The sequence below is a fragment of the Ruminiclostridium sufflavum DSM 19573 genome (assembly GCF_003208175.1).
Taxonomy (GTDB): Bacteria; Bacillota; Clostridia; order Acetivibrionales; family DSM-1351; genus Ruminiclostridium; species Ruminiclostridium sufflavum.
In genome coordinates, this window is sequence record NZ_QKMR01000009.1 from 103,394 (window position 1) to 128,522 (window position 25,129).

General features: G+C 40.5%; 13 protein-coding genes. All 13 read left to right on the top strand.

All coding sequences use genetic code 11. From position 1 onward, the window contains the following. Positions 1 to 56 precede the first annotated feature (56 nt). The 13 genes from LY28_RS09130 (at position 57) to LY28_RS09190 (ending at position 25,090) form a co-directional block, all read left to right on the top strand. Entirely contained in the window at positions 57 to 380 is a 324-nt protein-coding gene (locus LY28_RS09130) for a PadR family transcriptional regulator (protein WP_110461874.1), read from the top strand. Positions 381 to 383: 3 nt separating this feature from the next. Further along, positions 384 to 905 carry a DUF2812 domain-containing protein gene (locus tag LY28_RS09135; protein WP_110461875.1) on the top strand — a complete coding sequence of 174 codons (522 nt, stop codon included), beginning with the start codon at positions 384 to 386 and terminating at the stop codon, positions 903 to 905. Between the two features lie 55 nt (positions 906 to 960). Further along, a complete protein-coding gene (locus LY28_RS09140) occupies positions 961 to 1,857 on the top strand; it encodes an ABC transporter ATP-binding protein (RefSeq protein WP_110461876.1) in 897 nt (298 codons plus the stop codon). After that, positions 1,854 to 3,110 carry an ABC transporter permease gene (locus tag LY28_RS09145; protein ID WP_110461877.1) on the top strand — a complete coding sequence of 419 codons (1,257 nt, stop codon included), beginning with the start codon at positions 1,854 to 1,856 and terminating at the stop codon, positions 3,108 to 3,110. Before LY28_RS09140 ends, LY28_RS09145 begins: the two co-directional genes overlap by 4 nt. Before the next feature lie 245 nt (positions 3,111 to 3,355). Next, on the top strand, positions 3,356 to 4,405 hold the full coding sequence (locus LY28_RS09150) for a type I phosphomannose isomerase catalytic subunit (RefSeq protein ID WP_110461878.1): 1,050 nt from the start codon (positions 3,356 to 3,358) through the stop codon (positions 4,403 to 4,405). Between the two features lie 174 nt (positions 4,406 to 4,579). Next, the gene (locus LY28_RS09155; protein ID WP_110461879.1) at positions 4,580 to 5,281 is read left to right on the top strand and encodes an ABC transporter ATP-binding protein; all 702 of its coding nucleotides are present in this window, start codon (positions 4,580 to 4,582) and stop codon (positions 5,279 to 5,281) included. Continuing rightward, positions 5,281 to 6,837: a putative ABC exporter domain-containing protein gene (locus tag LY28_RS09160; RefSeq protein WP_110461880.1), complete on the top strand. Its 1,557-nt coding sequence runs from the start codon at positions 5,281 to 5,283 to the stop codon at positions 6,835 to 6,837. Before LY28_RS09155 ends, LY28_RS09160 begins: the two co-directional genes overlap by 1 nt. A 435-nt stretch (positions 6,838 to 7,272) precedes the next feature. Next, entirely contained in the window at positions 7,273 to 8,250 is a 978-nt protein-coding gene (locus LY28_RS09165) for a phosphotransferase family protein (protein WP_110461881.1), read from the top strand. Between the two features lie 210 nt (positions 8,251 to 8,460). After that, a complete protein-coding gene (locus LY28_RS09170) occupies positions 8,461 to 9,399 on the top strand; it encodes a tetratricopeptide repeat protein (protein WP_242981198.1) in 939 nt (312 codons plus the stop codon). 375 nt (positions 9,400 to 9,774) lie between these two features. Next, positions 9,775 to 10,584: a CPBP family intramembrane glutamic endopeptidase gene (locus tag LY28_RS09175; RefSeq protein ID WP_110461882.1), complete on the top strand. Its 810-nt coding sequence runs from the start codon at positions 9,775 to 9,777 to the stop codon at positions 10,582 to 10,584. 49 nt (positions 10,585 to 10,633) lie between these two features. Continuing rightward, positions 10,634 to 11,461, top strand: coding sequence for a CPBP family intramembrane glutamic endopeptidase (locus tag LY28_RS09180; protein ID WP_110461883.1), 828 nt, complete (start codon positions 10,634 to 10,636; stop codon positions 11,459 to 11,461). Between the two features lie 203 nt (positions 11,462 to 11,664). Further along, the gene (locus LY28_RS09185) at positions 11,665 to 23,724 is read left to right on the top strand and encodes a non-ribosomal peptide synthetase (protein WP_110461884.1); all 12,060 of its coding nucleotides are present in this window, start codon (positions 11,665 to 11,667) and stop codon (positions 23,722 to 23,724) included. A 67-nt stretch (positions 23,725 to 23,791) separates the two neighbouring features. Beyond that, positions 23,792 to 25,090: an MFS transporter gene (locus LY28_RS09190; RefSeq protein WP_165835540.1), complete on the top strand. Its 1,299-nt coding sequence runs from the start codon at positions 23,792 to 23,794 to the stop codon at positions 25,088 to 25,090. The last annotated feature ends 39 nt before the right edge of the window (positions 25,091 to 25,129 follow it).

Genomic DNA, 25,129 nt, shown 5'->3' on the forward strand with positions numbered 1-25,129 from the left:
GTGAGCTGCGGCAGCTACACTATTTCTTGTGCCGGAAATGAGGTGTGGAGGTTAGCATGAAGGAAGAGCTTAAAAGATCATATTTGCCAATGAGCGAATCTGCTTTTTATATTTTGCTTTCATTGAAGAAGGAGCCCAGACATGGGTATGGAATAATTCTGTATGTTAAGGAAATAACACATAACAGAATTACCCTTGGGGCAGGAACAATATACGGAACGCTAACGAAGTTTGAAAAGGATGCTTTGATTGTAACGGCAGGTGAGGAGGACAGAAGGAAGCTGTACAAGCTCACAGGAGAGGGAGCCTGGCTTCTTGAGCAGGAGATGAAGAGAATAGATGAGCTTTATAATAACGGTCATAGTATTTTGGAGGGATGAGTAATGATTAGAGTATTTAAATGGTGGTGGACATGGAATTTCGAAGAAATAGAAAACTGGCTTGAAAAAATGGAAGCCGGTGGTTTGAGACTGGCTGAAACAAGATGCAAGGGAGTTGTCTTTGGCTTCGAGAAATGCAAACCCGTCAGGGCAAGATACTGTGTTGACTATCAGAGAAAGCTGACACCCGAATACATGGCAATAATAAATGATGACGGCTGGAGGCTTTATCAGATGGGAATGGGCTGGTATATGCTCAGAAAGGAATATGAGGAGGACAGGCCTGATTTATACACTGATTTTGAAGCTCTGATAGCCAGAAATATGAGATTGTTAATTTTAATATTGGCAGGTCTTGCTGTAGAATTTATCTGTATCGGAAACTTAGTGCGGAATGCGGTGAAATTTCCAAGTGATGCTGCAATAGCAGAAACGTGTATTTTTGGTGTCATTGTCCTTGCTTTTTTCACCTTTGCAATTACCAATCTGGTGATGCAGATAAGCAAATTCAAAAAGAAGTGCTGAATTAAGGATGAAGCAGTAAAAGGTTAAATACAAAAAGCAGAGAGGTGAACACACAGTGGGTTTAATAGTTGAAAATGTATCAAAAGCCTTTGGTGAAAAGCTTGTCGTTAATAATATAAGCTTTCGGATGAAGGAACCGGGAGTTTTTGGGCTGCTGGGAACAAACGGAGCAGGAAAAACCACAACAATCAGAATGATTCTGAATATTGTTAAAAAAGACAACGGCTATATAAAATGGCACGATGTTCCTACGGCGGAGCAGGTTACAAACTTTGGATATCTTCCCGAGGAAAGAGGGCTTTACCCCAAGGTAAGGGTAATGGAGCAGCTGATGTATTTTGCAAGACTGAGAGGGATAAGCCATGAGAAGGCAAAAAAAGACATAGCTTATTGGCTGAAAAGACTTGAAGCGGAGCAGTATACAAACATGACCGCTGAAAAGCTTTCAAAGGGCAATCAGCAAAAGATTCAATTTATAGCATCAATTATCCATGATCCTGAGCTTATATTTATGGATGAGCCTTTCAGCGGACTGGATCCTGTTAACACAGAGCTTTTCAAGGGAGTTATATATGAGCTGATTGAAAAGCAAAAGTATATAATCATGTCAAGTCATCAGATGTCTACGGTTGAAGAATTCTGCAGGGATATATTGATAATAAAGAATGGGAATACAGTTCTCAGCGGCAGCCTTAAGGCTATTAAGCACAGCTACGGAAGAAACAATCTTGTGGTGAATTGTGAAGGGAATATTACTGAACTGGCAGAACAGGAAGGTATTACAAGCTTCAGCAAAAATGCGGCGGGCTATGAGTTTAAAATTAAAAATGAGGAACAGGCTTATAGGCTGCTTGAAAAGATACTCGGTAAAAGATTACTGCTGGATAAGTTTGAAATCCGTGAGCCGTCGTTGCATGAGATATTTATTGAGAAGGCAGGTGAGGGTAAATGAGAGAATTTTTAGAGGTATTTAAATATACGTTCAAGGAAAATTTAAAGAAAAAAACCTTTATAATATCAACGATAGCTATTTTAGTACTCATAACAGGTGTAATGCTTGTGCCCGCCATCGTTACAAAGGTTCAGTCGCAGGCAGGCAATGATAACGGCCCCGCAGATACCGGCGAAAAGAGGATTGTGTATTTGGTAGACAACAGCGGATATTTTGAGAAGGGCTTGCAGGATATTCAGAAGCAGTTTCCGGGCTATCAGATAAAGCTTGAAGCAAAGGATAAAATTGAAAGCCTGAAGGCTGATATTAAAGAAAACGGCAAAAGCTTTCTGATAGTTGCAAAGCTGGAAAAGGATATCCCGGAATTTGAGTATTATACCAAGCAGTATGATGACGGTCCCGGTCAGAGCGAAATTGCCAAGGTCTTTAAACAGGTATATTCAGCTGAGCTTTTGAAGCAGTCCGATGTGCCTCAAGCTACAATATCAAAGGTAATGGGAGATTTGCAGGTCAATGTCAATGAATTGGGAAAAAATAAGTGGGGAGGATATTTTGCAAGTATTTTCATAGTCATGCTTTTATTCTTTGCGGTTTACTTTTGCGGATATGGTGTCGCGATGTCAGTGGCATCGGAAAAAACCTCCAGAGTAATGGAGCTTCTTGTAACCTCGGTTAAGCCTTCCAGAATAATACTTGGCAAAACCGCAGGAATGGGTGCCTTGGAGCTGGTTCAGCTTCTTCTGGTCATGCTTGTGGGGATAGTCACCTATATGCTTGCTTTTCCTGCTGATTTTACTTTGGGAGGAATGTCGCTTGACTTGTCGGCATTTACACCGTTTGCTTTAGCAATGATATTGATATATTTCATACTTGGTTATAGCCTCTATGCCCTGCTGTTTGCGGTGGTGGGAGCAACTGTGAGCAAGGCGGAGGATGTCAGCTCTGCCATGATGCCTATGTCGTTTGTTTCAATAATATCCTTTTACTTTGCATACGGCACCTTTGCGGTACCTGACAGTACGGCGGCAAGGGCCGCATCGCTTATACCCTTTACCTCTCCCTTTTCGGTTCCGTCACGGTTAATATCGACGGCAGTTCCGGCGTGGGAGATAGCGGCATCCTTGGGGATACTTGCAATTACAATTGTTTTTACAGGTATGTTGTCAATAAAGCTTTATTCCTTTGCTGTTTTACATTACGGTGACAGGCTCAAGCTGGGCGCGTTATTCAAAAGCAGCAGAAGCGGTAATTGATATTATTATGAAGCAGCTGACACCGAAAATTAAATATGTGTACAGCTTTAAGCGGGTTCAGATGGCAAAATATCCGGGTTTTAGTGCTTAAATGCAGATTTTTATATTGGCGGCTTGAAAAATAGTACAAGTTACATGCGTTGAATTTAGGTATAAATTTGAATATAATAATACTAGGGAATGATGTTCTGTTGGCAATAGTCAAATGAGCAATATGACGGGCTTTTGCCGTATGGGAGTATGACATGTATTATCCAATCAAATTAAAACCGGTATACAAAGATTATATCTGGGGAGGACGCTATTTTGAAAAACTGGACAGAGAGCTTCCGGATGGTACTGTGGCAGAAAGCTGGGAGCTCTCCTGCCATAAAAACGGCATCAGTGTTATAGCAAACGGAGAGCATGCAGGCAAGACACTTCCCGATATCATAAAGACAGATTCAATAAACGTTCTGGGCAGAAGCTTTCCTGTGGATTGTTCGGAGATACCTTTGCTGATAAAGCTCATAGATGCAAATGACAAGCTTTCGGTTCAGGTCCATTGTGAAGACAATTACGCGGCAGTATATGAGGGCGGCTTAGGAAAAAATGAAATGTGGTATATTATGGACGTAAGGCCGGAAGCCAAGCTGGTAGCAGGACTCAAGCCGGGAGTGACAAGAGAAGAGTTTGACAGAGCTATCAGGGAGAACCGCATTGAAGATTGCCTTCAAGATATAGAGGTTAAGCCGGGAGACGTAATTAATATTCCTGCCGGATTGGTCCATGCAATAGGTGCGGGAATTGTTATTGCCGAAATACAGCAATGCTCGGACACCACGTACAGGGTTTTTGATTATAACAGGGTTGATAAAAAGGGTGTCAGCCGCCCGCTGCAATTGGAAAAGGCACTTGAGGTAATAAAGTTTGAAGCAGGCACTAAAAATATAAAGTGTGAGGGTATGGAAATAAAGGTAAACGAGAGCTGTAATAAAACTATATTTTTGGCTAACAAATTTTTTGCCTGTGAGCGATATGAGGTTAATGGCAGCTTTTCTGAAAGGTGTGACGGCAGCAAGTTTTTTGTGTATATTTGTATAGAAGGTCGGGGTAATATTGAAGCGGGGGCTATGGCAGCTGTGTTCAAGGCGGGAGAAACAATGTTTTTGCCTGCTGCCCTTGGAGAATACAGAATGTCAGGAGAGTTTAAGGCATTGAAAACCTATGTCCCGGATTTTATTAATGACATTGTAGAGCCTATGCGTAAGGCCGGCTGTGCAGATGCGGATATTTATCGTATTTTAAACAATTAATCAAATACAGTTGTTCTGATATTTCCCGAAAAGTCTATTGCGGCTCAAGCCTTCGCGACGATATACCTTCTTTTTAGGCGAAGCCGATAGTAATTGACTATTAATACTGTACAAATAATAAACTTCAATTTAAAATAAAGATACAACAGATTAAAGTAATGCGGAGGAACAAAAATGATATCAGTAAAAAATCTGACGAAGGAATATAAAAAGTTCAAGGCAGTGGATAATATTTCACTGGCTGCGAAGCCGGGTGAAATCACTATACTTCTGGGGCCTAACGGTGCCGGAAAATCAACAACTATAAAAAGTATAGCGGGGCTGCTCAAATTTGAAGGTGAAATAACCATATGGGAGTATCCGAACAAAACAGTTGATGCCAAGAAAATATTCGGCTATATACCGGAGACACCTGCCCTGTATGAGCTTTTGACTCCGTGGGAGCATGCCGAGTTTATTGCAAAGGCATATAAGCTGGACGAGGATTGGAAAGAAAAAATCAAGGCTATTTTTGAGAGGCTTGAAATATATGATAAAAAGGACAAATATGTGCGTGAGCTGTCAAAGGGAATGACACAGAAGCTGAGTATTTCCTTGGCTTTATTGACCGAACCGAAAGCGGTACTGTTTGACGAGCCTTTGGTCGGACTTGATCCGAAGGCTATTAATGAGGTGCTTAAAATTTTTGAAGAGCTGAAAAGGGACGGGAGAAGCGTACTGGTAAGCACACATATTATTGACACTATAAATGAGGTATGGGATAGAGCATACATCCTGAATAAGGGCAGGATTACCAGTGAAGTCACAAAAGCCCGGCTTGAGGGACGGGATTTGAAAACGATGTTCTTTGAACTGACCGAGGGGGCTGAAGAATAATGCAGGCAATTATGTATTTACTTAGAAGAACATATATTAACAAGCTTAAACGCTCTTTTTCAAGTCCGGTTTCAATTATAATAACGTTAATAGCGGTGCTGAGTATAGGCTCCTCTATTGTCTTTGCTTTTACCGCAAAAAGAAGCGGCGCGGATGTTAAATTTGCAGAAACCTTGATTGCAGGCATAGTACTGCTGATAGGGGTTATTTTATATAACTCTTTTCTTTCGAGGGACAGCGGCATTTTAACAATGGCGGATGCAAATTTTCTTTTTACGGGACCCTTTGAGAGAAGAACCGTACTGGCGTATTTATTGATATCGACGGCACCAGCTTCTGTTTTAACAGGACTGATGATTTGCTTTTATTTTCCGTATATAATAGGCTCTGCACTCACAGCGCCCAAATTTTTAGTCGTTCTGCTTATAAACAGCCTTTTATTTGCGTGTATTTACTTATCTTATTACTATATATATATTCTTGATATAGAAAAGCCGGGCTTGAAAAAGAAAGTCAGGAAAGTATTTTTAGCGATAATCGGAGCTATGGCGATTGTGTTTGTTATTGTACTGTTCAATACGGGTTTCGATTTAAAAATTACCGCTCAAAAATATTTTACCCATTATTTATATAATTTGGTTCCTTTGTTTGGCTGGACAAAATGGGCGATAAGCTCTTTAATTGCAGGAAATATAATATACGGCTTTATTCCTGCTGCTGTACTTCTGTCTGCCGTGATTGTTTTTCTGTGTCTGGCACTGTACAATATAAATACTGATTTTTACGAGAAAACCTTAGAGGACTCTATAAGCTTACAGAAGCTGTTAGATGATAAAAGGACCAACGGCAATGTGGATGCCCGATCAATTGCAAAACTGAAGGACAAGGCCTCAGCCGTCAAATTCAATAGCGGTGCAGGGGCCATTTACTCAAGGCAGCAGCTTGAAAGCAACAAAGTCGGTTTTGGAACAAGGTACAGGGAAGTATTCATGGGCTTGATTTATGTGGCATTTGGGCTGATGTTCAGTCTTGAGTTCAATTTTGTATTGGTAATGGTTGGCTTCAGTTCACTGACTATGTCCCTTAATGATTCATGGCACAGGGATTTTAAGAAACCATACGTGTTTTTGATTCCTGCAAGTTCCTTCAGTAAGCTGATAATGTCTGTTTTGCCGGGGATGGTGAAAACCTTGTTAAGCGGCGGAATATCAATTGCTTTAGCCGGGTTGATATATAAGGTGAATCCTGTGAATCTGCTAAGCTATATATTTGTATTTGCCAGCTTTGTTGTTCTGTTTATATTTGCAGAAATTCTGACCTACAGATTAATTGGCTCCGGTACGAATGTTATGGCAGTTACGTTTATGAGAATGCTTTTTGCAATGGCAGCATGTATTCCTGCTGTTATAGTGTTAGTAATTATTACGGTGGTCTCAAATGAAATGCCGGATTTACCGGCGATATTTGTATCTGTTATTTCGACAAATTTAGTATTCAGTATTTTGCTGGCTTACTTGAGCAGGGGAATTTTTGAAAGCAGTGAGATAATGGATTAGTCTGTTTTTGCATTTGACACATATATGTATTTATTGTACAATAGCAATAAATATAAGGATGGTAAGGTTTTCATTATATATTTTGAAATTTGCTTTTAGCTTTTTCAACTTAATTAGACTCACGATGGTAGAAGTTTGTGCCCTCTATGGGTCTATTATTATGTACTGAATATGACACTTTATGATATAAAGCTATATTGTTTATAATTTTTATAGAAATTTATGTTTGAAAATCTTATAATATTTTGTATGATAAAAATAAATAATTTAGCAGATTGAATTGTATTTTCGCAAATGGTAAAATAAATAACGTTATTCGGCTTTTGTGCCGGAAGGAGCTTAAAGCTCTCCGCAAGCAGTTTAAATATTTTTAGTCGGTAATGCGGCGGTAGAATACTTGTACATAAATTATCTTTCTTGATTAGGAGCATATGCATGAGCAGTATAACAAAAACAATTATTCCAAGTGAAAAAATAGTTGATATAGTCAAAAAAGCTTTCGGAGAAGATATAATAATAAATAAAATTAAAGAAATAAAAGAGGGCTTTTTTAATACGGCGTATTGTCTGACTATACAGGGCGACCAGAAAATTGTGCTTAAAGTGTCACCTTCAAGACATGTGAAGGTTATGCGGTATGAGAAGGATATTATGGAAAATGAAATAGAGGTGCTGAGAAAATTAAGTACACGGGTAAATGTACCAATTGCCAAGGTCTTATACTATGACCATGACAGAGATATCATAGAAAATGAGTATTTCTTTATGGAATACATACAAGGCACTCCCTTGGACAATATTTATGATGAGCTGAATGAGAAGCAAAGAAACTTCATATCTTCCGAGCTCGGGAAATATGTCCGACAAATTACCGGCATTAAATCTGATTTTTTCGGTGATATATCAAAAAAGGATAAGCAATTCAGCAAATGGAGCGAAACCTTTTTATTCATGATAAAGGAATTGCTGGATGATGCAAAAGACATAAGGGTGAAGCTGCCGTATGAATATAATTCCATTTACCGTTTGATTGAAAAGCACAGTGATGCTTTGGATATGGTAAAGGAAGCCTCATTGGTGCATAAGGATTTGTGGAAGGGAAATATTTTTGTAAATCAGCAAAATCCTGAAATAACGGGAATTCTTGATTTTGAGCGGGCTATATACGGGGATATTCTGATGGAGCCGGTATGCGGCTTCCTTCTGCATGATACTGCCTTTATGAACAGCTTTTTTGGCAGGACATATCTGGAAGAGGATGAGAAAGTCCGGGCAATAATGTATAGTATATATTTGTTCCTTATTATGGTTATAGAATGCTCGTACAGGCAATATCCCTGGGAGAACAGTGATAAGTGGGCAAAAAAACAGCTTATTGATGCGTTGGAGGAATTGATGAACTACAACGGATAGCTTGAAGTAAATTGAACGGCATAGTGAGAAAGTCGGTATAAGGCTGCTTATATTAAGTATTATGAGGTGCGGATAATAAAAGGATATTATTTTTTTAAGGGGAATAGCAATGCTTGAAAAAACTGATAGTGAGACTTGGACAATTAAAAACAGCAGCAAGGTAATAGTCAGGGAATACAAAATCATACTGGAGAAGCTGGATTAATCTATATGCAGAAAATAATGACCATTTCATATTTAAAATATTTTAACTTTTTATATTCAATTGCCGGAACACTTGTAGATATTATTCCTAAGCTCTCAATAAAAATTTATAATAAAGCCTTAAGCATATATTTAAAAAAGGGCTTAAATATAGATTTTATAGGAATTTTACTTGACATAGCCATAAATCTTGATGTTTTAGGCAGAAAAGATGAAGCAGTACTTATCTATAAAAAGGCCATAGAAATAAACCCGTTAGAGGCAAGAGCATATTATGGCATGGCAGTTGTTTATGATGATATAAAAAATTATGATAAAGCAATCTTTTTATACAAAAGAGCTATTGAAATAGATCCTGAATATGCGGAAGCATATTTTTTTCTGGCAAATGTATTGGATGAAAGCGGGAAAAAGGAGGAGGCTGCCGAATATTACGAAAGTGCGGTTCAAATAGAGCCAAATCATTTCTGGGCATATAATAATCTTGCCGCCGTATATGAGGAGTTAGGAAGATATGATAAGGCATTGACTTCAATCAGAAGAGGTCTTGGGCTTGAACCCTGTAATTACAGGGCGTTATTCAATGCCGGAGTTATTATGAACAAGCTTGGATATTCAAATAAAGCAATAGAATATTATGAGAAATCTATTACCCAGTACTGCAAATACTCGTTTGCATATTTAAATTTATCAATTATATATCAGGAAGAAAAGGATTACGATAAGGCTGTTGATATAATAACCATGGGCATTAAGAATTGCCCGGAGGCTTCCTTTTTATACTATAACAGGGCCTGCTTCTTAGTTCATCTGGAGGAATTTGAACAGGCTGTTCAGGATTTAAGCAAGGCTGTTGATCTGAGTGAGGAGCTTGAGAGATACATGAAGGGGGATAAGGAATTGGACCCCTTAAGAGAAACAGAACAATACAAAAAGAGATTTTAATATTTGATAAATCAACTTTTCAATTTCATAAGAGGTGTAAGTCAATTACGGCTGAAAGCCTTCGGACAATGTAAATAGTCTTTCCGGTCCGGTCACATAAGCAGCAACAAAATTCGATTAAATATCCCAGTATATGAAAAAAATAGCATTTTGATATCCTGCCGGTTAAATATCTTTTAAAGTAGTATATATACTGAATTAGAAGCGGTTTCTCTATTTAATTATATGGAAAAATATTGAATATATATAAGAAATTATCAGAAATCTTATTACATAGATTGACAATTATAGATACAGTATGTATAATTAACTTGTTTATACTGTATGGTAAAATTATGTACCATATGTTAAAAATAAAATTTGTGCGGAGGCTCTATGAAAAGAGTTTGTAAGATGTTGGGTCTGAATATGCTTTATATAGCAGCTTACTTTGCAATTTTCAAAACGGCAGTTTATTTATGGTACAACATATTAAAAAACAATTCTGCAATAGGAGGATGGGTCGGCGAAAATCAACTTGGGCTTGTTGTTTTGAATGATATATGTGCAATTCCCATTTTTGCGGTCTTGGTCTATCTGGTAAAAAAACAGAGTATTTTGGAGGTAGCGCAGGTAAAATGCATTAATGTGCGCAATGCTGCTTTAAGTGTTATGACAGGTATTGGAATGGGAATGTTTCTCATTAATTTTTTGGGATTGCCGCAGATTCAGCAAATATCAAAGTTTGACGAATTGATTGAATACATATATGACAGTAATTTATTGGTATTTGCAGGCTTTGTTATAATAGGCACCTTCTTTAAGGAGGTACTTTTCAGAGGACTCATATTTAATGAGCTGTCAAAAGCGATGCCGTTATTTCTGGCGATTATCCTCGATGCAGTAATATATGGAGCGTTATTCTTCAATTTTAACCCTCCGCTTACAATATTCGGAATATTGGGAAATGTAGTAGTTATTCTGGTATATTACAAGGCTGAAACAATTTGGGCTCCATACATAGCACAGGCTACAAACAATATATGCATTTATTTCATGAGGAATTTTTCGGGAGATTTCTTTGAAGGGCTTAGAATACCGGGACTTATTCTGAGTGCTGCTGTTATTGGGACAGCATTATTTTTAATGTACGGTAAAAAACAAATTTCAGATGTTCGGAAGGATTCCGAATCCTTGGCTGAATAGACGGACGGAAGCTTTACTTTTTGTATAAAACTAGGTGTGGGGGTCAAATATGAAGTGTTTTAAGTCATTTGGTTTAGTTATTCTATATATACTGATACATCTTGTTGTAATGAAAAGCATGGAGTTTACCTTTTACAGATCTCCCCTGCGGGATATTGCAGCCTTCAAGGGAGCAGTGGATAATAATCCTCATTTGCCGTTGATAGCTACCTATGCGATATCTCTCCTGATTTATATAATAATAACCAAGCCAATCAAAAAGAAAAGCATTCTCGAGTACTGCAGATTTAACAAAATCAGTCTTAGGGATACACTGACAGTGATTTTTATTGGCTTGGGAGGCTTGATATTTAACACATCAATAATAAACATTTCTTTTATTGACAAAGCATTTCCCCAATTTGATGCACTGCTTTCCTTTAACTATGAAAAGAGCTCGGTGCTGATTGGAATATTATGCGCAGTAATTATCGGCCCTCTTCTTGAGGAATTCCTGTTCAGAGGATTAATATTTAATGAGCTTAGAGAAGCCTTGCCCTTGATACCTGCGGTGTTGATATCGGCGGCTCTGTATGGCGTAATATTCGTGGATATACCTTTAATGACATTCTGCTTTGCAGCGGCATTATTGTATACCTTTGTATATCTTCAGACAAACTCCCTGGCTGCAGTTGTCGTTATTGATATTGTTGAGACCTTGGGAGTTCTGGTGTCAAGAAGAATGGGCATAGAGAAGGTTATCAGTGATATTGGAGATATTTATATGATTCCGGTATTTGTTTTCAGTATTGCTATGATAATCGGAGGCTGCTATTATTTATGGAAAAATAAGCACAGAGAGTCTGTATATACTTCTGAAACAAGCATCAGTCAATAATTTCAAATATACGAAGACTTTTTTAATAAAATCAAGTGATTCAGAAGAGCCTTAAAAACCCAAACTATCGGCCGCTGGAATCGGTTCTTTAGTAATTGGCTAAAGTCAGTTACGGTTCAAGCCTTCGCGACGATATACCGTTTATTTAGCCGATAGTAATTGACTTTAATAAGTGCTTAATAGCTGTTTTGTCGGAGGGATATATGAAAAGTCTTGCAGATATTCTTAAAAGAGCATCACTTACAGAAAAAGGAATAACTTTTATAAACGGAGAAGAGGATAAAAGCTATCTATCATACAGAAGTTTATACAATAAAGCACACAATTATTTGTTTTTACTCCAGAATAACGGCTTGAAAGCCGGAGATGAGCTGATAATCCAGCTGGAGGATAATGAGAGCTTTATTTGTATATTCTGGGCCTGTATTCTCGGGGGCATTATTCCCGTTCCATTGACTCAGGGCGGCAATGACGAACACCGCTTGAAGGTAATCAGGGTTTGGCAGTCGCTATTATCACCTTATATGGTATCAACCTCTGATGCCTATAAAAGATTTAAGGCTCATATGCAGGACTCGGACGAGTATTCAAGAGAGCTTGAAAAGCCGGATAATAGGGTTGTCCTGCTGGATGAACAGGTACTTGGAGAGGAGTCAGGTGAAATATATGCCGCAGGGCTTGAAAGCACTGCCTTTCTGCAATTTTCTTCAGGCTCCACAGGCATTCCTAAGGGTGTCCTACTATCACATGAAAATCTGCTTACAAACATCAGGGCCATTGTTGAGGGTACAAAATGCACAGAGGAGGACTCAACCTTCAGCTGGATGCCTCTTACACATGACATGGGCTTGATAGGCTTTCATCTTTCGCCGGTTTACGGCTGCATGGATCAGTATATCATGCCTGCGGCACTTTTTATAAGAAGGCCCTCCCTGTGGATGGATAAGGTGGCGGAATACGGTGCATCCGTTCTGTCGTCCCCGAATTTCGGCTATAAGTATCTGCTGGATCACATAAAAGGTAAAGAACAGAGAAAATGGGATTTATCATGTGTAAAGCTTATTTTTAACGGAGCGGAGCCGATTGATGCACACCTTTGTAAAGAATTTTCAGATAAAATGAGTATATACGGCTTGAGGAATAATACCATGTTTTGTGTATACGGTCTTGCCGAGGCAAGTCTCGGAGTTGCTTTCCCGCCGGTTAACGAGCCCATAATCACTCACAGGATAAACAGAAAATCATTAAATATAGGTGAATATATTGAATACAGCCAAAGTGAGGACAGTATTTCCTTCGTAGATTTGGGATACCCTGTAAGAGATTGCTCTGTTGCTGTATTTAACAGCAATTATGAGATTTTGGAGGAGGGCTGTTTAGGCTACGTTCTGATAAAGGGAAAAAATGTTACCAAAGGCTATTACAACAATGAAATTGCTACAGGCGAACTAATAAACAATGATGGCTGGCTCAATACAGGAGATCTTGGCTTTGTTAAAAACGGACGGCTGGTTATAGCCGGCAGAGCCAAGGATATAATATTTATAAACGGTCAGAATTTTTATGCACATGACATAGAAAGAATAATCTATAGCCTGGAGGGCATTGAGCTTGGAACGGCAGCTGCATGCGGGGTATACGACGGTGCCCGGAATAAAGAGCAGGTATGCATATTTATCATATTTAAAAAGAATGTCAGGGAATTTGCGGCAGAAGCAATGAAAATAAAGGCTGTACTTAATAAGCAGCTTGGACTTGACGAAATATGTGTTATCCCTGTCAAGAAAATTCCAAAAACCACAAGCGGTAAAATTCAAAGATTTAAGCTTAGGGAAAGCTATATGGACGGAGAATTTTCCAAGACTGTCAATGAGCTTGAAGAATATATTTTTCAGTACGATAGCCAGAAAATACCGGAAAAGCCGGTAAATGAAATTGAAAATAGATTAGCTGAGATATGGACAGAATTGCTTGATTTAAAAGCAGCAGGTGTAAATGAGAATTTCTTTGAGCTTGGGGGAAATTCCCTGAAGGGTGCCTTATTACTGAATAGAGTTTATGAAGAGTTCAATTCGGAAATTGCCATGGCAGATTTTTTTGAGGCGTGTACCATCAGAGAACTGGCTGCTCTTATTTCTGTTTGCGAAAAAAGGGAATACAGCAGTATTAAGCCTGCCGGCAAAAGAGAGTTCTATCCGCTTTCATCAGCTCAGAAGAGAATGTATCTTCTGAGCCAGACGGAGGAGGCAGGAACAAATTACAATATGCCTTACTTTATGATAATTGACGGGCAGCTGGATGTTGCCCGGGTTGAAGCTGCATTCAGAGGTATTGCTGACAGGCACGAAATATTGAGAACGTCGTTTTTTATTGAGGAAGGCAAGCCTGTCCAAAAGGTTGAGGAAAATATAAAATTTGAAGTGCCTTGCAAAACAGATAAAAGCAAAAATATAGATAAAATTGCCGAAGAGTTTATAAGACCTTTCAATCTGAACGAGGCCCCCTTAATGAGGGTGGAGCTGGTAAGCTTCAGCAGGGACAGGCACTTGCTGATGTTTGACATGCATCATATTATCTCTGACGGCACAACCATGGGGATAATAATCAAAGAATTTTCTGAGCTGTATGCGGGGAATAAACCTCCCCGGGAAAATATAAATTATAAGGATTATGCAGTATGGGAGAAGGACTACCTAACGAGTGCGTATGTCCTCGATCAAAGGAAATACTGGATAAACAGATTTTCGGATGAAATACCTGTACTGAATTTGCCGACTGATTATGCACGGCCCAAGCAGCCGTGGTATAAAGGGGAAAGAATAAGGTTTGCCCTTTCAGCCGGAATGAACAGCAAAATAAACAAGCTGTCGGAAAAATACAATGCCACAAGCTACATGGTTCTCCTGGCAGCATATAATATATTACTGTCCCGGTATTCCGGCCAGCAGGATATTATTGTGGGTTCTCCCGTACTTGGAAGGCCTCGTGCCGAGCTGGCAAATACGGCAGGTATGTTTGTAAACAGTCTGGCAATGAGAAATCATCCGGATGGCGAACTGACCTTTACAGAATTTCTTGAGGGTGTCAGGAAAAATTCTCTCGATGCTTTTGCGAATCAAAGCTACCAATATGACAATTTGCTTGAGGAGCTTGATATTACAGCCGATTCCTCAAGAAATCCCTTGTTTGACACTATGTTCTCGCTGCAGAATATGGAGCTTGGAGAAATAAGTATTGAGGGGCTCGGCTTTACACGTCATGAATATGAAACGGGCATATCCAAATTTGATCTGACATTGCTGGCCGAAGAAAAGAACGGGGGCTTGGAGTTCGAAATGGAATATAAAACTTCCCTGTTCAATAAAAAAACCATAGAAAGAATGGCGTCCCATTTCATAAATATAATATCAGAAATAACAGAAAACCCTGATATAAGGCTGTCAGAAATAAGGCTTATTTCATCCGAGGAGCAAAACCAATTATTATATGCTTTCAATCAGTCAAAAACCTGCTTTCCAAAAGATAAAACACTGTCAGAGCTATTTGAGAGGCAGGTGTGTGAAAATGCCGGACGAACTGCCTTGGTATTCGGAAGTGAAAGTATCACATATGATGAATTAAACGTAAGAGCCAACAAGCTTGCCCGCACTTTGAGAAAAAAAGGGCTTAAGGCAAACTGTATAGCGGCACTGCTGGTTAACAGGTCAATAGACATGATTGTCACCATACTTGCAGTACTAAAGACAGGCAGCTGCTATTTGCCTGTTGACACCGCAAATCCTAAGGACAGAGTGTTGGGAATGATGGAGGATTCCGGCGCAGATATGCTGATTGTACACAGAGAGCTTGGGGAATCGGCTGAGGGCACAAAAACAGAGGTCTATGTACTTGAAGAGCTCCTTGAACAGTCGGAAGAGGAGAACGGCGAAAATACTGACTGGAAGGCAGCTTCTGACAGCCCCGCTTATATTATGTACACTTCAGGCTCCTCCGGAAAGCCCAAAGGGAATATTACAACTCATTATAATATTTCCAGAGTTGTTAAAAATACAAATTATATAGATATCACGAACGGGGATACCTTGCTTCAGCTGTCAAACTATGCCTTTGACGGGTCAACCTTTGATATTTTCGGCGCACTTTTGAACGGAGCGAGGCTTGTTCTGGTTGATAAGGACACGCTGCTTGATATGAATGGGCTAGCAGACCTGATAGAAAATAATAAGGTAACAATGTTTTTTATTACGACGGCACTTTTTAACACCTTGGTCGACACCAAGCCTGATAGCCTGCAAGGTGTTAAAAAAATTCTCTTCGGAGGGGAGAGGGTTTCCGTTCGTCATGTCCAAAAGGCTTTAGGGGCTTTAGGCCCGGGAAAGCTTATGCATGTTTACGGCCCGACGGAAAGTACGGTATTTGCAACCTGCTACAATATAGACAGGATTGATGACAGGGCTGTTTCTGTGCCTGTCGGAAGGCCTGTAACTAATACAAGGCTGTTTGTTGTTGATAAATACAACAGGCTTCAGCCGGTCGGAGTTCCGGGAGAATTGTGCATTTCTGGAGACGGACTGGCAAAGGGATATCTTAACAGACCCGGGCTTACCGCTGAAAAGTTTGTTTCCAATCCTTTCTGTCAGTGTTCGGAAGAGCAAGCCTTGTGTGAGGACAACCGAATGTACAGAACGGGTGATCTGGTAAAATGGCTGCCTGACGGCAATATAGAGTTTCTGGACAGAATAGATAGTCAGGTGAAGCTGAGAGGCTTCAGAATAGAGCTCAGCGAGATTGAACGCACAATTTCGGATATTGAGGGTGTAAAGAAGGTATTTGCGGCAATTACGGAAAATGAAACGGGCTCAAGGAGCCTTTGCGCATATATTGTATTTGAAGGTGAATTTTCCTGTGACGGCATAAAGGAACAATTATCCGAAAAGCTTCCTGATTTCATGGTTCCCGATTACTTTATACTTATGGACAGCCTTCCCGTTAATGCAAACGGCAAGGTTGACAGGAGGAAGCTTCCCGGAATAGAAAAGGCCGCGGCAAGCAGCGCAGAATATATACCGCCTGAGAATAATACGCAGGAGAGGCTTCAGGCAATCTGGACAGAAGTATTGGGAACGGGGAATACCGGAATAGATTCAAGATTTTCCGATATAGGCGGACAATCCTTAAAAGCTGCTGTTATAATATCAAGAATTTATAAGGAATTTAATAGGGATGTCCCGTTAAAGGTGTTTTTTAAAGCCCAGACTATAAGAAATTTAGCGGACATTATAGACAATGCAGAGGAAAAGAAATTTTATGCTTTAGCGAAGGCAGGGATAAAAGACTGGTATCCGCTGACTGCTGCTCAGAAGGGACTTTTTGTACAGGAGCAGTTTGAAGGCATCGGTATAAGCTACAATATGCCTGTAATACTTTCAGCTGAGGGAGAGCTTGACACAGACCGTGCCGTTAAGTGCTTTCTTGAAACGGTGCAAAGACATGAGGCACTCAGAACCTGCTTTGAAACCGTTGACGGTATACCCGTTCAGAAAATAAGTGAGAAGCCGGACCTGAAGGTAATAATGCTTGAGGGTGCAGAGGATGACACTGATGCTATAATAAGGGATTTCGTACGGCCCTTTGACCTTGGTATTCCTCCTATGATGCGTGTACAGCTTGTCCGTTTTACTCCCGTTAAATACCTGCTTATGATAGACATGCATCATATAATATCTGACGGCATATCTGTTATGACTGTTTTACAGGACTTTGGCAGCCTTTATAACGGAGAAGTCTTGGAGCCTGTACAGCTTCACTATAAAGATTTTGCCGAGTGGCAGAAAAAATTCCTTTTATCCGAAAAGGCAAGGAAGCAGGAGAAATATTGGGAAAATGTACTCGGAGGGGAGCTTCCGCTCTTAAATATGCCATACGACTATACAAGAGCTGATACAAGAACCTTTGACGGAGACAGCCTCAGATTTACGGTAGATAGAAGAGCAGTATCTGCTTTAAAGCGTATTGCCTCACAGGAAAGCATTACGCTGAATTCTCTGCTGATGTCCGTTTATGCGGTAATGCTCAATAAATATACTGCTCAGAGGGAAATTATGATAGGGTCGCTGGTGTCCGGAAGAAATCACCCGGATATTGAAAGCATGGTGGGAATGTTTAATAATTTCCTGCCTGTAAAGCTTCTGGTATCACCCGAAATAAGCTTTGTTGACTTTGCGGTGAAGAATACCGGAACAATTTTTACAGCTTATGAGAATCAGGATTATCCATATAACCTTATGGTTGAAAGGTTCGGTGCGGGAACGGAAAAATCCAGGAACCCTTTCTTTGACACAATGCTTATTTACCATAATCAGTTTGAGGATGTGCTGAGGCTTCAATTGAATGGCTTGAAAATCCACAGGCATGAATTAAAAACCAGCACTTCAAAGCTGGATTTAAAGCTTGATATTTATAATACCGGGGAGGGAGGCTTTGACTGCTTTATTGAGTATAACACCAATTTGTTTAAAAACGATACCGTAAACAGAATGTCAAAGCATTTTACAAATATACTCAATACCGTAATAGCAAATCCCGGTATATCCTTAAAAGAAATTGATATGGTTACGCAGGAGGAGAAGCATCAGATACTCAGGGTGTTTAATGATACAAGAGCGGAGTACCCTAAGGACAAAACAATAAATTCTCTTTTCAGACAGCAAGCGGCTAAGACACCGGAGGCTGCGGCGGTTTCCTATGGGAGCGGCAGCTTGTCCTATAGTGAGCTGGACGAAAGCTCTGATATTCTGGCGGCTGCCCTTAGAAAAAGAGGTGCCTGTGCCGAAAAAATAATTGGTGTGATGATTGAGCGCTCTTTAGAGATGAGTACTGCGCTGATGGCAGTTTTGAAATCGGGAGCCGCTTATTTGCCGATAAGTCCTGATTATCCGTCAGACAGAATAAGGTTTATGCTTGAGGACAGCGAGGCAGTGCTTCTGATTACTCAGGACAGATTCCTGAATAAAATAGCAGGACAGGATATCATTTCTGAGGATAAAATCGTCAATCTCAACGCGGCAGGTCTGCTTGACAGCGGTAATAATGAAACGGGAGCCTGCGATTTCAGGCTTGCTTTAGAGGAGGTCAATAATTCCCGCAATCCCGCATATGTAATATATACCTCCGGCTCCACCGGGATACCGAAGGGTGTTGTTATAGAGCATTATTCCCTTGTGAACAGGCTTAACTGGATGCAGAAAAGGTATCCTGTAGGAAAAGGTGATGTAATTCTTCAAAAAACACCGTATACATTTGATGTTTCTGTATGGGAGCAGTTCTGGTGGGCTCTTAACGGAGCAGCGGTGCATTTTCTGGAGCCGGGAGAGGAAAAGGATCCGGAAGCAATAGTGAGGGCGATAGAAGAAAACAAAATAACAGTATTGCACTTTGTACCCTCGATGCTGAATATATTTCTGGAATATGCAGAAGGAAAAGGGAATACGGAAAGCCTCAAAAGCCTGAGGCAGGTTTTTGCCAGCGGTGAAGCCTTGTCTGCCCGGCAGGTAAACAGGTTCAACAGGCTTTTGCTAAGGAAGAACGGAACAAGGCTTCACAATCTGTACGGGCCGACAGAAGCAGCGATAGACGTTTCCTATTTTGACTGCTCGTCTGAAAGGAAGTATGAGGAAATTCCGATTGGAAAGCCGATAGATAATATCAATCTATATATATTGGACGAAAGCAACAGGCTTTGTCCCGCCGGAGTTCCTGGGGAGCTGTGCATAGCCGGGGACGGTCTGGCAAGGGGCTATCTTAACAGAGCCGGGCTTGAAGCGGAAAAATTTGTTCAAAGCCCATTTTGTGCCGAGACAGGCTATCAGCGGATGTATAGATCAGGTGATGCCGCAAAATGGAGGGCTGACGGTAATATTCAGTATCTGGGAAGGTTGGATTTTCAGGTGAAAATCAGAGGAAACAGAATAGAGCCGGGGGAAATAGAAGCGGAGCTTCTCAAGCATAAGAGTATAAAAGCTGCGGTAGTGGCGGCAAACGATAATGCGGACGGCAGCAAATACCTTTGTGCGTATTATGTATCAGACAAGGAACTGCCTGTGAAAAGGCTGAGGTCATATTTAGCCGGGAATCTGGCAGAATACATGATTCCTTCATATTTTGTCAGGCTTGATAAAATACCTCTTTCAGCAAACGGCAAGGCTGACAGAAAAGCTTTGCCAAAGCCTGAGGGGACAATAAATACCGGCACGGAATACTGTGCGCCGGAAACAGATGCTGAAATAAGGCTTGCCGCAATATGGAGGGAAATACTCAATATCGAAAAGGCAGGTATTGACGATAATTTCTTTGATCTGGGAGGACATTCCTTAAAAGCAACCGAAATGGTGTCAAGGATATATAAGGAATTTGGAGTTACCGTAAAGCTCAGGGATATTTTCAGTCTGGCAACTATCAGAAGCATTGCTGAGAATATTGGAAGAAAAGGGCATAAGGAATTCCAACAAATTAAAGCGGTATCCAAAAGGGACTACTACAAGCTGTCCTCGTCACAAAAAAGAATATATCTGCTTAGTAAAATTGAGGACGGAGGCACCGCATATAATTTGCCCGGTGCACTAATGCTTGAGGGCGAATTCCAGCCTGACAGGTTCAGGGCCTCCTTTGGAGAACTTATAAACAGGCATGAAACACTCAGGACCTCCTTTCATATGATTGACGGTCAGCCTGTGCAGGCTGTTCATGATAATATTGAATTTGATATTGATTTGCTTGAGGCAGGACAAGCCGAGATGCCGGAATTGCTGAGGGAATTTGTAAAGCCCTTTGATTTGAGCAGGGCTCCGCTTATCAGAGCGAGGCTGGTCAGAATATCAAGGGATAAGCACATATTAATGTATGATATGCACCACATTGTGTCCGATGGATTTTCCTCTGTAATTCTTGTCAGGGATTTTGCCGCTTTGTACACGGGTAAAAAACCGGAAGAGCTTAAAATAACCTATAAGGATTACAGTGAATGGCAGGAGAGCCTCTTTGAAAAGGGCGGGCTTTATAAGCAGGAGGAATATTGGCTGAATACCTTCAAGGGGGATATACCTGTTCTTAATATGCCCGCAGACTATATAAGGCCTGCAATACAAAGGTTCAGCGGAAGAAAAATATCCATGGAAATTCCAAAGGATACTGCTTCAAAAGTCCGGAAGCTGGAAAAAAGCACAGGAATAACCTTGTATATGATTATGCTGGCAGCCTATAATATTTTGCTTGCCGGATATACGGGACAGGAGGATATTATTGTCGGCTGCCCTGTTGCGGGAAGACAGCATGCGGACTTGGAAAATATAATCGGAATGTTTGTGAACACCGTTGCCATAAGAAACAAGCCTGAGGCAGGAAAGCGCATCAGAGATTTCCTGGGAGAGGTCAAGGAAAGATCAATTGAGGCTTTTGAAAACCAGCAGTATCCTTTTGAAGAGCTGGTCAATAAATTAAAATTAAATAAAGACTTAAGCAGAAATCCGCTTTTTGACACCATGTTTGTCCTGCAAAATATTGGGATTCCCGACATGGATATAGAAGGGCTCAAGTTTAGTGCCTGCAATATTGAAAACAAGGTTTCAAAGTTTGACCTTACGGTTGAGGCAATTGAATCGGGCAATACTATAAGGCTTAACCTCGAATACAGCACCTCGCTGTTTAAGGAGGAAACCATAATCCGGCTGGCGGGGCATTATATAAATATCCTTGAGGCTATGTATTCCGACAGTGAAAAATGTATCGGAGAAATAAATATGATATCCGAGGAAGAAAAAAATCAGATATTAAAGGTATTTAATGACACGAAGGCGGAATATCCGAAAAAAGAAACAATTAACAGTCTGTTCAGACAGCAGGCGGCAAAAACACCGGATAAAAAAGCAGTGACCTTCGGTGGCTTATGCCTTACCTATCGTGAGCTTGATGAAAGGTCGGATATGCTGGCTCTGACACTCAGAAAAAGGGGAGCAGGTGCGGAAAAGGTCGCAGCTGTTATGATAGAGCGTTCCCTGGAAATGAGCGTGGCATTAATGGCTGTGCTGAAAGCGGGGGCGGCTTATTTGCCAATAAGCCCTGATTATCCGGCAGACAGGATAAGGTTTATGCTTGAGGACAGCGGGTCGGTACTGTTGATTACTCAGGAAAGGTTTTTGGACAAAATAAAAGAACAAAAGATTATATCAGAGGACAGGCTAGTTAATTTAAATTCTGCCGCAGCATACTCCGGCAGTGATAACGATGACAGACTCAAGGAGCTTGAGGCTGTCAATAATGCAGGAAATCCTGCTTACATAATATATACCTCCGGTTCGACGGGAAAACCGAAGGGCGTTGTAATAGAGCATTATTCACTTATAAACAGGCTTAACTGGATGCAGAAAATGTATCCTGTCCATGAAGGGGATGTAATTTTGCAAAAGACTCCCTATACCTTTGATGTATCAGTATGGGAGCAATTCTGGTGGGCGCTTAACGGAGCGGCTGTTCACTTTTTGGAGCCGGGCGGAGAAAAGGATCCGGAAGCAATAGTAAGAGCAATTGAGGAGAACAAGATTACAACAATGCATTTTGTTCCTTCGATGCTGAACATGTTTCTGGAATATGCAGACGGAGGAACAGCTATTAAAAGGCTTAAAAGCCTGAAACAGGTATTTGCCAGCGGAGAAGCCCTGACAGCACAGCAGGTTGAAAAATTTAACAGGATTTTTTTAAGGGAAAACGGAACAAGGCTGCATAACCTGTACGGGCCGACAGAAGCGGCTATAGACGTATCTTATTTTGATTGCTCGATTGATAAGGAATATGAAGCAATTCCCATCGGAAAGCCAATAGACAATATAAATCTTTATATTGTGGATAAAAATAAACGGCTCTGCCCTGTGGGAGTGCCGGGAGAGCTTTGTATAGCAGGTGATGGACTGGCAAGAGGATATCTTAACAGGGAGGAGCTTACTGCTGAAAAATTTGTAAAGAATCCATTCTATTCGGATACAGGCTACAGGCTGATGTACAAATCCGGCGATTTGGCAAGATGGATGCCAGACGGAAATATACATTATCTTGGAAGGATTGATTTCCAGGTGAAAATAAGAGGAAACAGAATCGAGCTGGGGGAAATAGAAGCAGAGCTCCTTAAGCATGAAGGGATAAAGGATGCGGCAGTGGCAGCCGTTGATTGTGCGGACGGAAGCAAGTGCCTCTGCGCATATTACACAGCAGAGGAGGAGCTGGCAGTAAATGGGCTGAGAGCCTTTCTGGCCGAAAATCTGACAGAATACATGCTTCCTTCTTATTTTATCAGGCTTGATAAAATACCTCTCTCTTCCAATGGCAAGGCTGACAGAAAGGCTTTGCCAAAGCCGGAAGGCTTAAAGATTAATACGGGTACGGAGTACAAGGCTGCGCAGACTGAGACGGAAAAGAAGCTGGAAGCTCTGTGGAAGGAAATACTTAATATTAATACGGTTGGTGTTAATGATAATTTCTTTGATTTAGGAGGTAATTCATTACTTTTGGTAAGAATGCACTCGAAATTGGAGGAAAAGTACAAGGATAGCGTTAAAATAACCGATTTATTTACAAATACTTGTATATCAAGGCTTGCAAGGTTCATTGACAGTGTTGAGAATCCGGAAGAAAAAGCTGCCCCGGTGAAAACCATTTTACCTGAGGATTACTTCAAAACCGATGCTTTGGCTGAAGCGGCAGGTTCATCCTTCGGCTATCAATTCCGAAAAGACATGTATGAAAGGATAAAGGGGCTGGACGGATGTGAGGGCTTTGAGCCCGGGCATATCCTAACAGCACTGCTGGCACATCTTCTTCATCAGATTACAAAGCAGTCTGTTATTAATATTAATATCGGACACGGGGATGAAGTGTACCCGGTAAGAATTGATACCTCAGGGGCAAACCAGCTGTGTGAGCTTGCGAAAAGAGCCAGAGACAGTATGCGCTCGGATGCGGTTAAAATAATAGATGCAGCCGGAATAAATATTGACAGGGAGAAGAATGAAATATTGATACTTGTCAACATATATAATAATTTAAATTCCGGAAGCTATAAGAATATATTTGATTTAATAATAGATTTCGGCACAATTAACGGAAATCCTGTAACGCATTTTGATTTTAACGGCTCAGTATTGAAAGCTTCAAAAGTAAAAGAGCTGGGTGAGAACTACATCAGGTTTATAAATGCGGCTATAATGCAGAAAAGGTAAACTGGCTTAAAAAGTATAAATATAAAAATAAGGATGAGAAGGTTATATAAGTGCCTCGGGAGGAAAAGTGGAGAAAAATAAAGCTTTAAAATTGAATTTTATTTTGCTGGCATGGGGGAGGCTGGTTTCCTCCCTTGGGTCAAGTATATTTAGTTTTGCAATGAGCCTGTATGTCTTGGACAGTACGGGCAGTGCGGCAACTTTTTCTTTTATCGTGGGATTGACCGTAATCCCAAGAATAGTGGTCAATTTAATTGCCGGGGCTTTTGTAGACAGGCATAACAAGAAAAAGATCATGGTTTTTACCGATATCATAAGCGGTTTGTCAATATTTGCTTTTTTTGCGGCTTTCAGGCTGCATCCCAATAATATAATGCTTTTCGCCGCATATGTTTTAATGCTGGGTACGATACAGTCAGTATTTGCTTTAGCCTGTAATGCATCCATACCAAGCATTGTTGAGAGAGAGACAGTACCTAAGCTTAATTCTGCCCTGCAATCTGTCGGAGCTGTCATTGATATAGCGGGGCCTGTTCTGGGAGCTGTTTTATATAAAGCTATAGGTATAAGCAGCATAATGATTATAAACGGAATACTGTTTACTTGCGCAGGTATCTCAGAGATATTTATAAAATTCTTTAATGCGGAAAAGGAAAAGACCGTTGAAAAAAGAAGCTATATGAGCGATATAGTAATGACATACAAATACCTGTTCGAAAACCGTACAATAGCCTTCTTTTTAATATTTGCCGCTGCTGCGGATTTTGTACTGCTGCCCTTTCTTCAGATGATTCTGCCGTTTATCAATTATAACATATTAAAGGTTTCGGGCATACAGCTTTCATTTATTCAGGCTTCCTGCGCTATAGGAACCATTATCGGCGCGATGGTTGTCTCGGCATTTAAAGATACAAGCGTATTTCTAAAAAGATTTTTTATACTGTTTTCTATTCAGGCTGTTCTGCTGGCTGCATGTATATTCCCGGAGGCCTCTGTTTTCGGGAACGGTTCAAAATGGATTGTCACTGTGGTTTTTGGGATTATCCTGCTGGTATTCGGAGCTGCTAATGCAATTCAGAATATTCCTATGATTACTTTTTTTCAGCTGCAGGTGCCCGGAGAAATGAGAGCCAGAATTTACGGTATGTTTATGTCGGCCCTGTATATAACGGCACCGCCCGGTATGTGGCTGTACGGGTTTTTGATGGATAAATTCGAGTGGTATTATATTACAGCCGTATCCGGAATAGTTCTGCTGGTATTTGGTATAACGGCAGCAGGAAATAAAATTTATAAAGATTTTTTAAAATCCGATATCTTTCAAAAAGACGGAGCTCAGGCCTTGAGCCGGTCTGAGGCTGTATAGGCGATACTGTTAGAAAAATTACGGCAGAAGCAGGAGGAA

What these genes read in the sequence shown, in the direction of transcription:
- LY28_RS09165 (WP_110461881.1), top strand. Translation starts at nt 7,273, where the DNA reads ATGAGCAGTATAACAAAAACAATTATTCCAAGTGAAAAAATAGTTGAT.
- LY28_RS09135 (WP_110461875.1), top strand. Translation starts at nt 384, where the DNA reads ATGATTAGAGTATTTAAATGGTGGTGGACATGGAATTTCGAAGAAATA.
- LY28_RS09170 (WP_242981198.1), top strand. Translation starts at nt 8,461, where the DNA reads ATGCAGAAAATAATGACCATTTCATATTTAAAATATTTTAACTTTTTA.
- LY28_RS09130 (WP_110461874.1), top strand. Translation starts at nt 57, where the DNA reads ATGAAGGAAGAGCTTAAAAGATCATATTTGCCAATGAGCGAATCTGCT.
- LY28_RS09175 (WP_110461882.1), top strand. Translation starts at nt 9,775, where the DNA reads ATGAAAAGAGTTTGTAAGATGTTGGGTCTGAATATGCTTTATATAGCA.
- LY28_RS09155 (WP_110461879.1), top strand. Translation starts at nt 4,580, where the DNA reads ATGATATCAGTAAAAAATCTGACGAAGGAATATAAAAAGTTCAAGGCA.
- LY28_RS09185 (WP_110461884.1), top strand. Translation starts at nt 11,665, where the DNA reads ATGAAAAGTCTTGCAGATATTCTTAAAAGAGCATCACTTACAGAAAAA.
- LY28_RS09160 (WP_110461880.1), top strand. Translation starts at nt 5,281, where the DNA reads ATGCAGGCAATTATGTATTTACTTAGAAGAACATATATTAACAAGCTT.
- LY28_RS09145 (WP_110461877.1), top strand. Translation starts at nt 1,854, where the DNA reads ATGAGAGAATTTTTAGAGGTATTTAAATATACGTTCAAGGAAAATTTA.
- LY28_RS09180 (WP_110461883.1), top strand. Translation starts at nt 10,634, where the DNA reads ATGAAGTGTTTTAAGTCATTTGGTTTAGTTATTCTATATATACTGATA.
- LY28_RS09150 (WP_110461878.1), top strand. Translation starts at nt 3,356, where the DNA reads ATGTATTATCCAATCAAATTAAAACCGGTATACAAAGATTATATCTGG.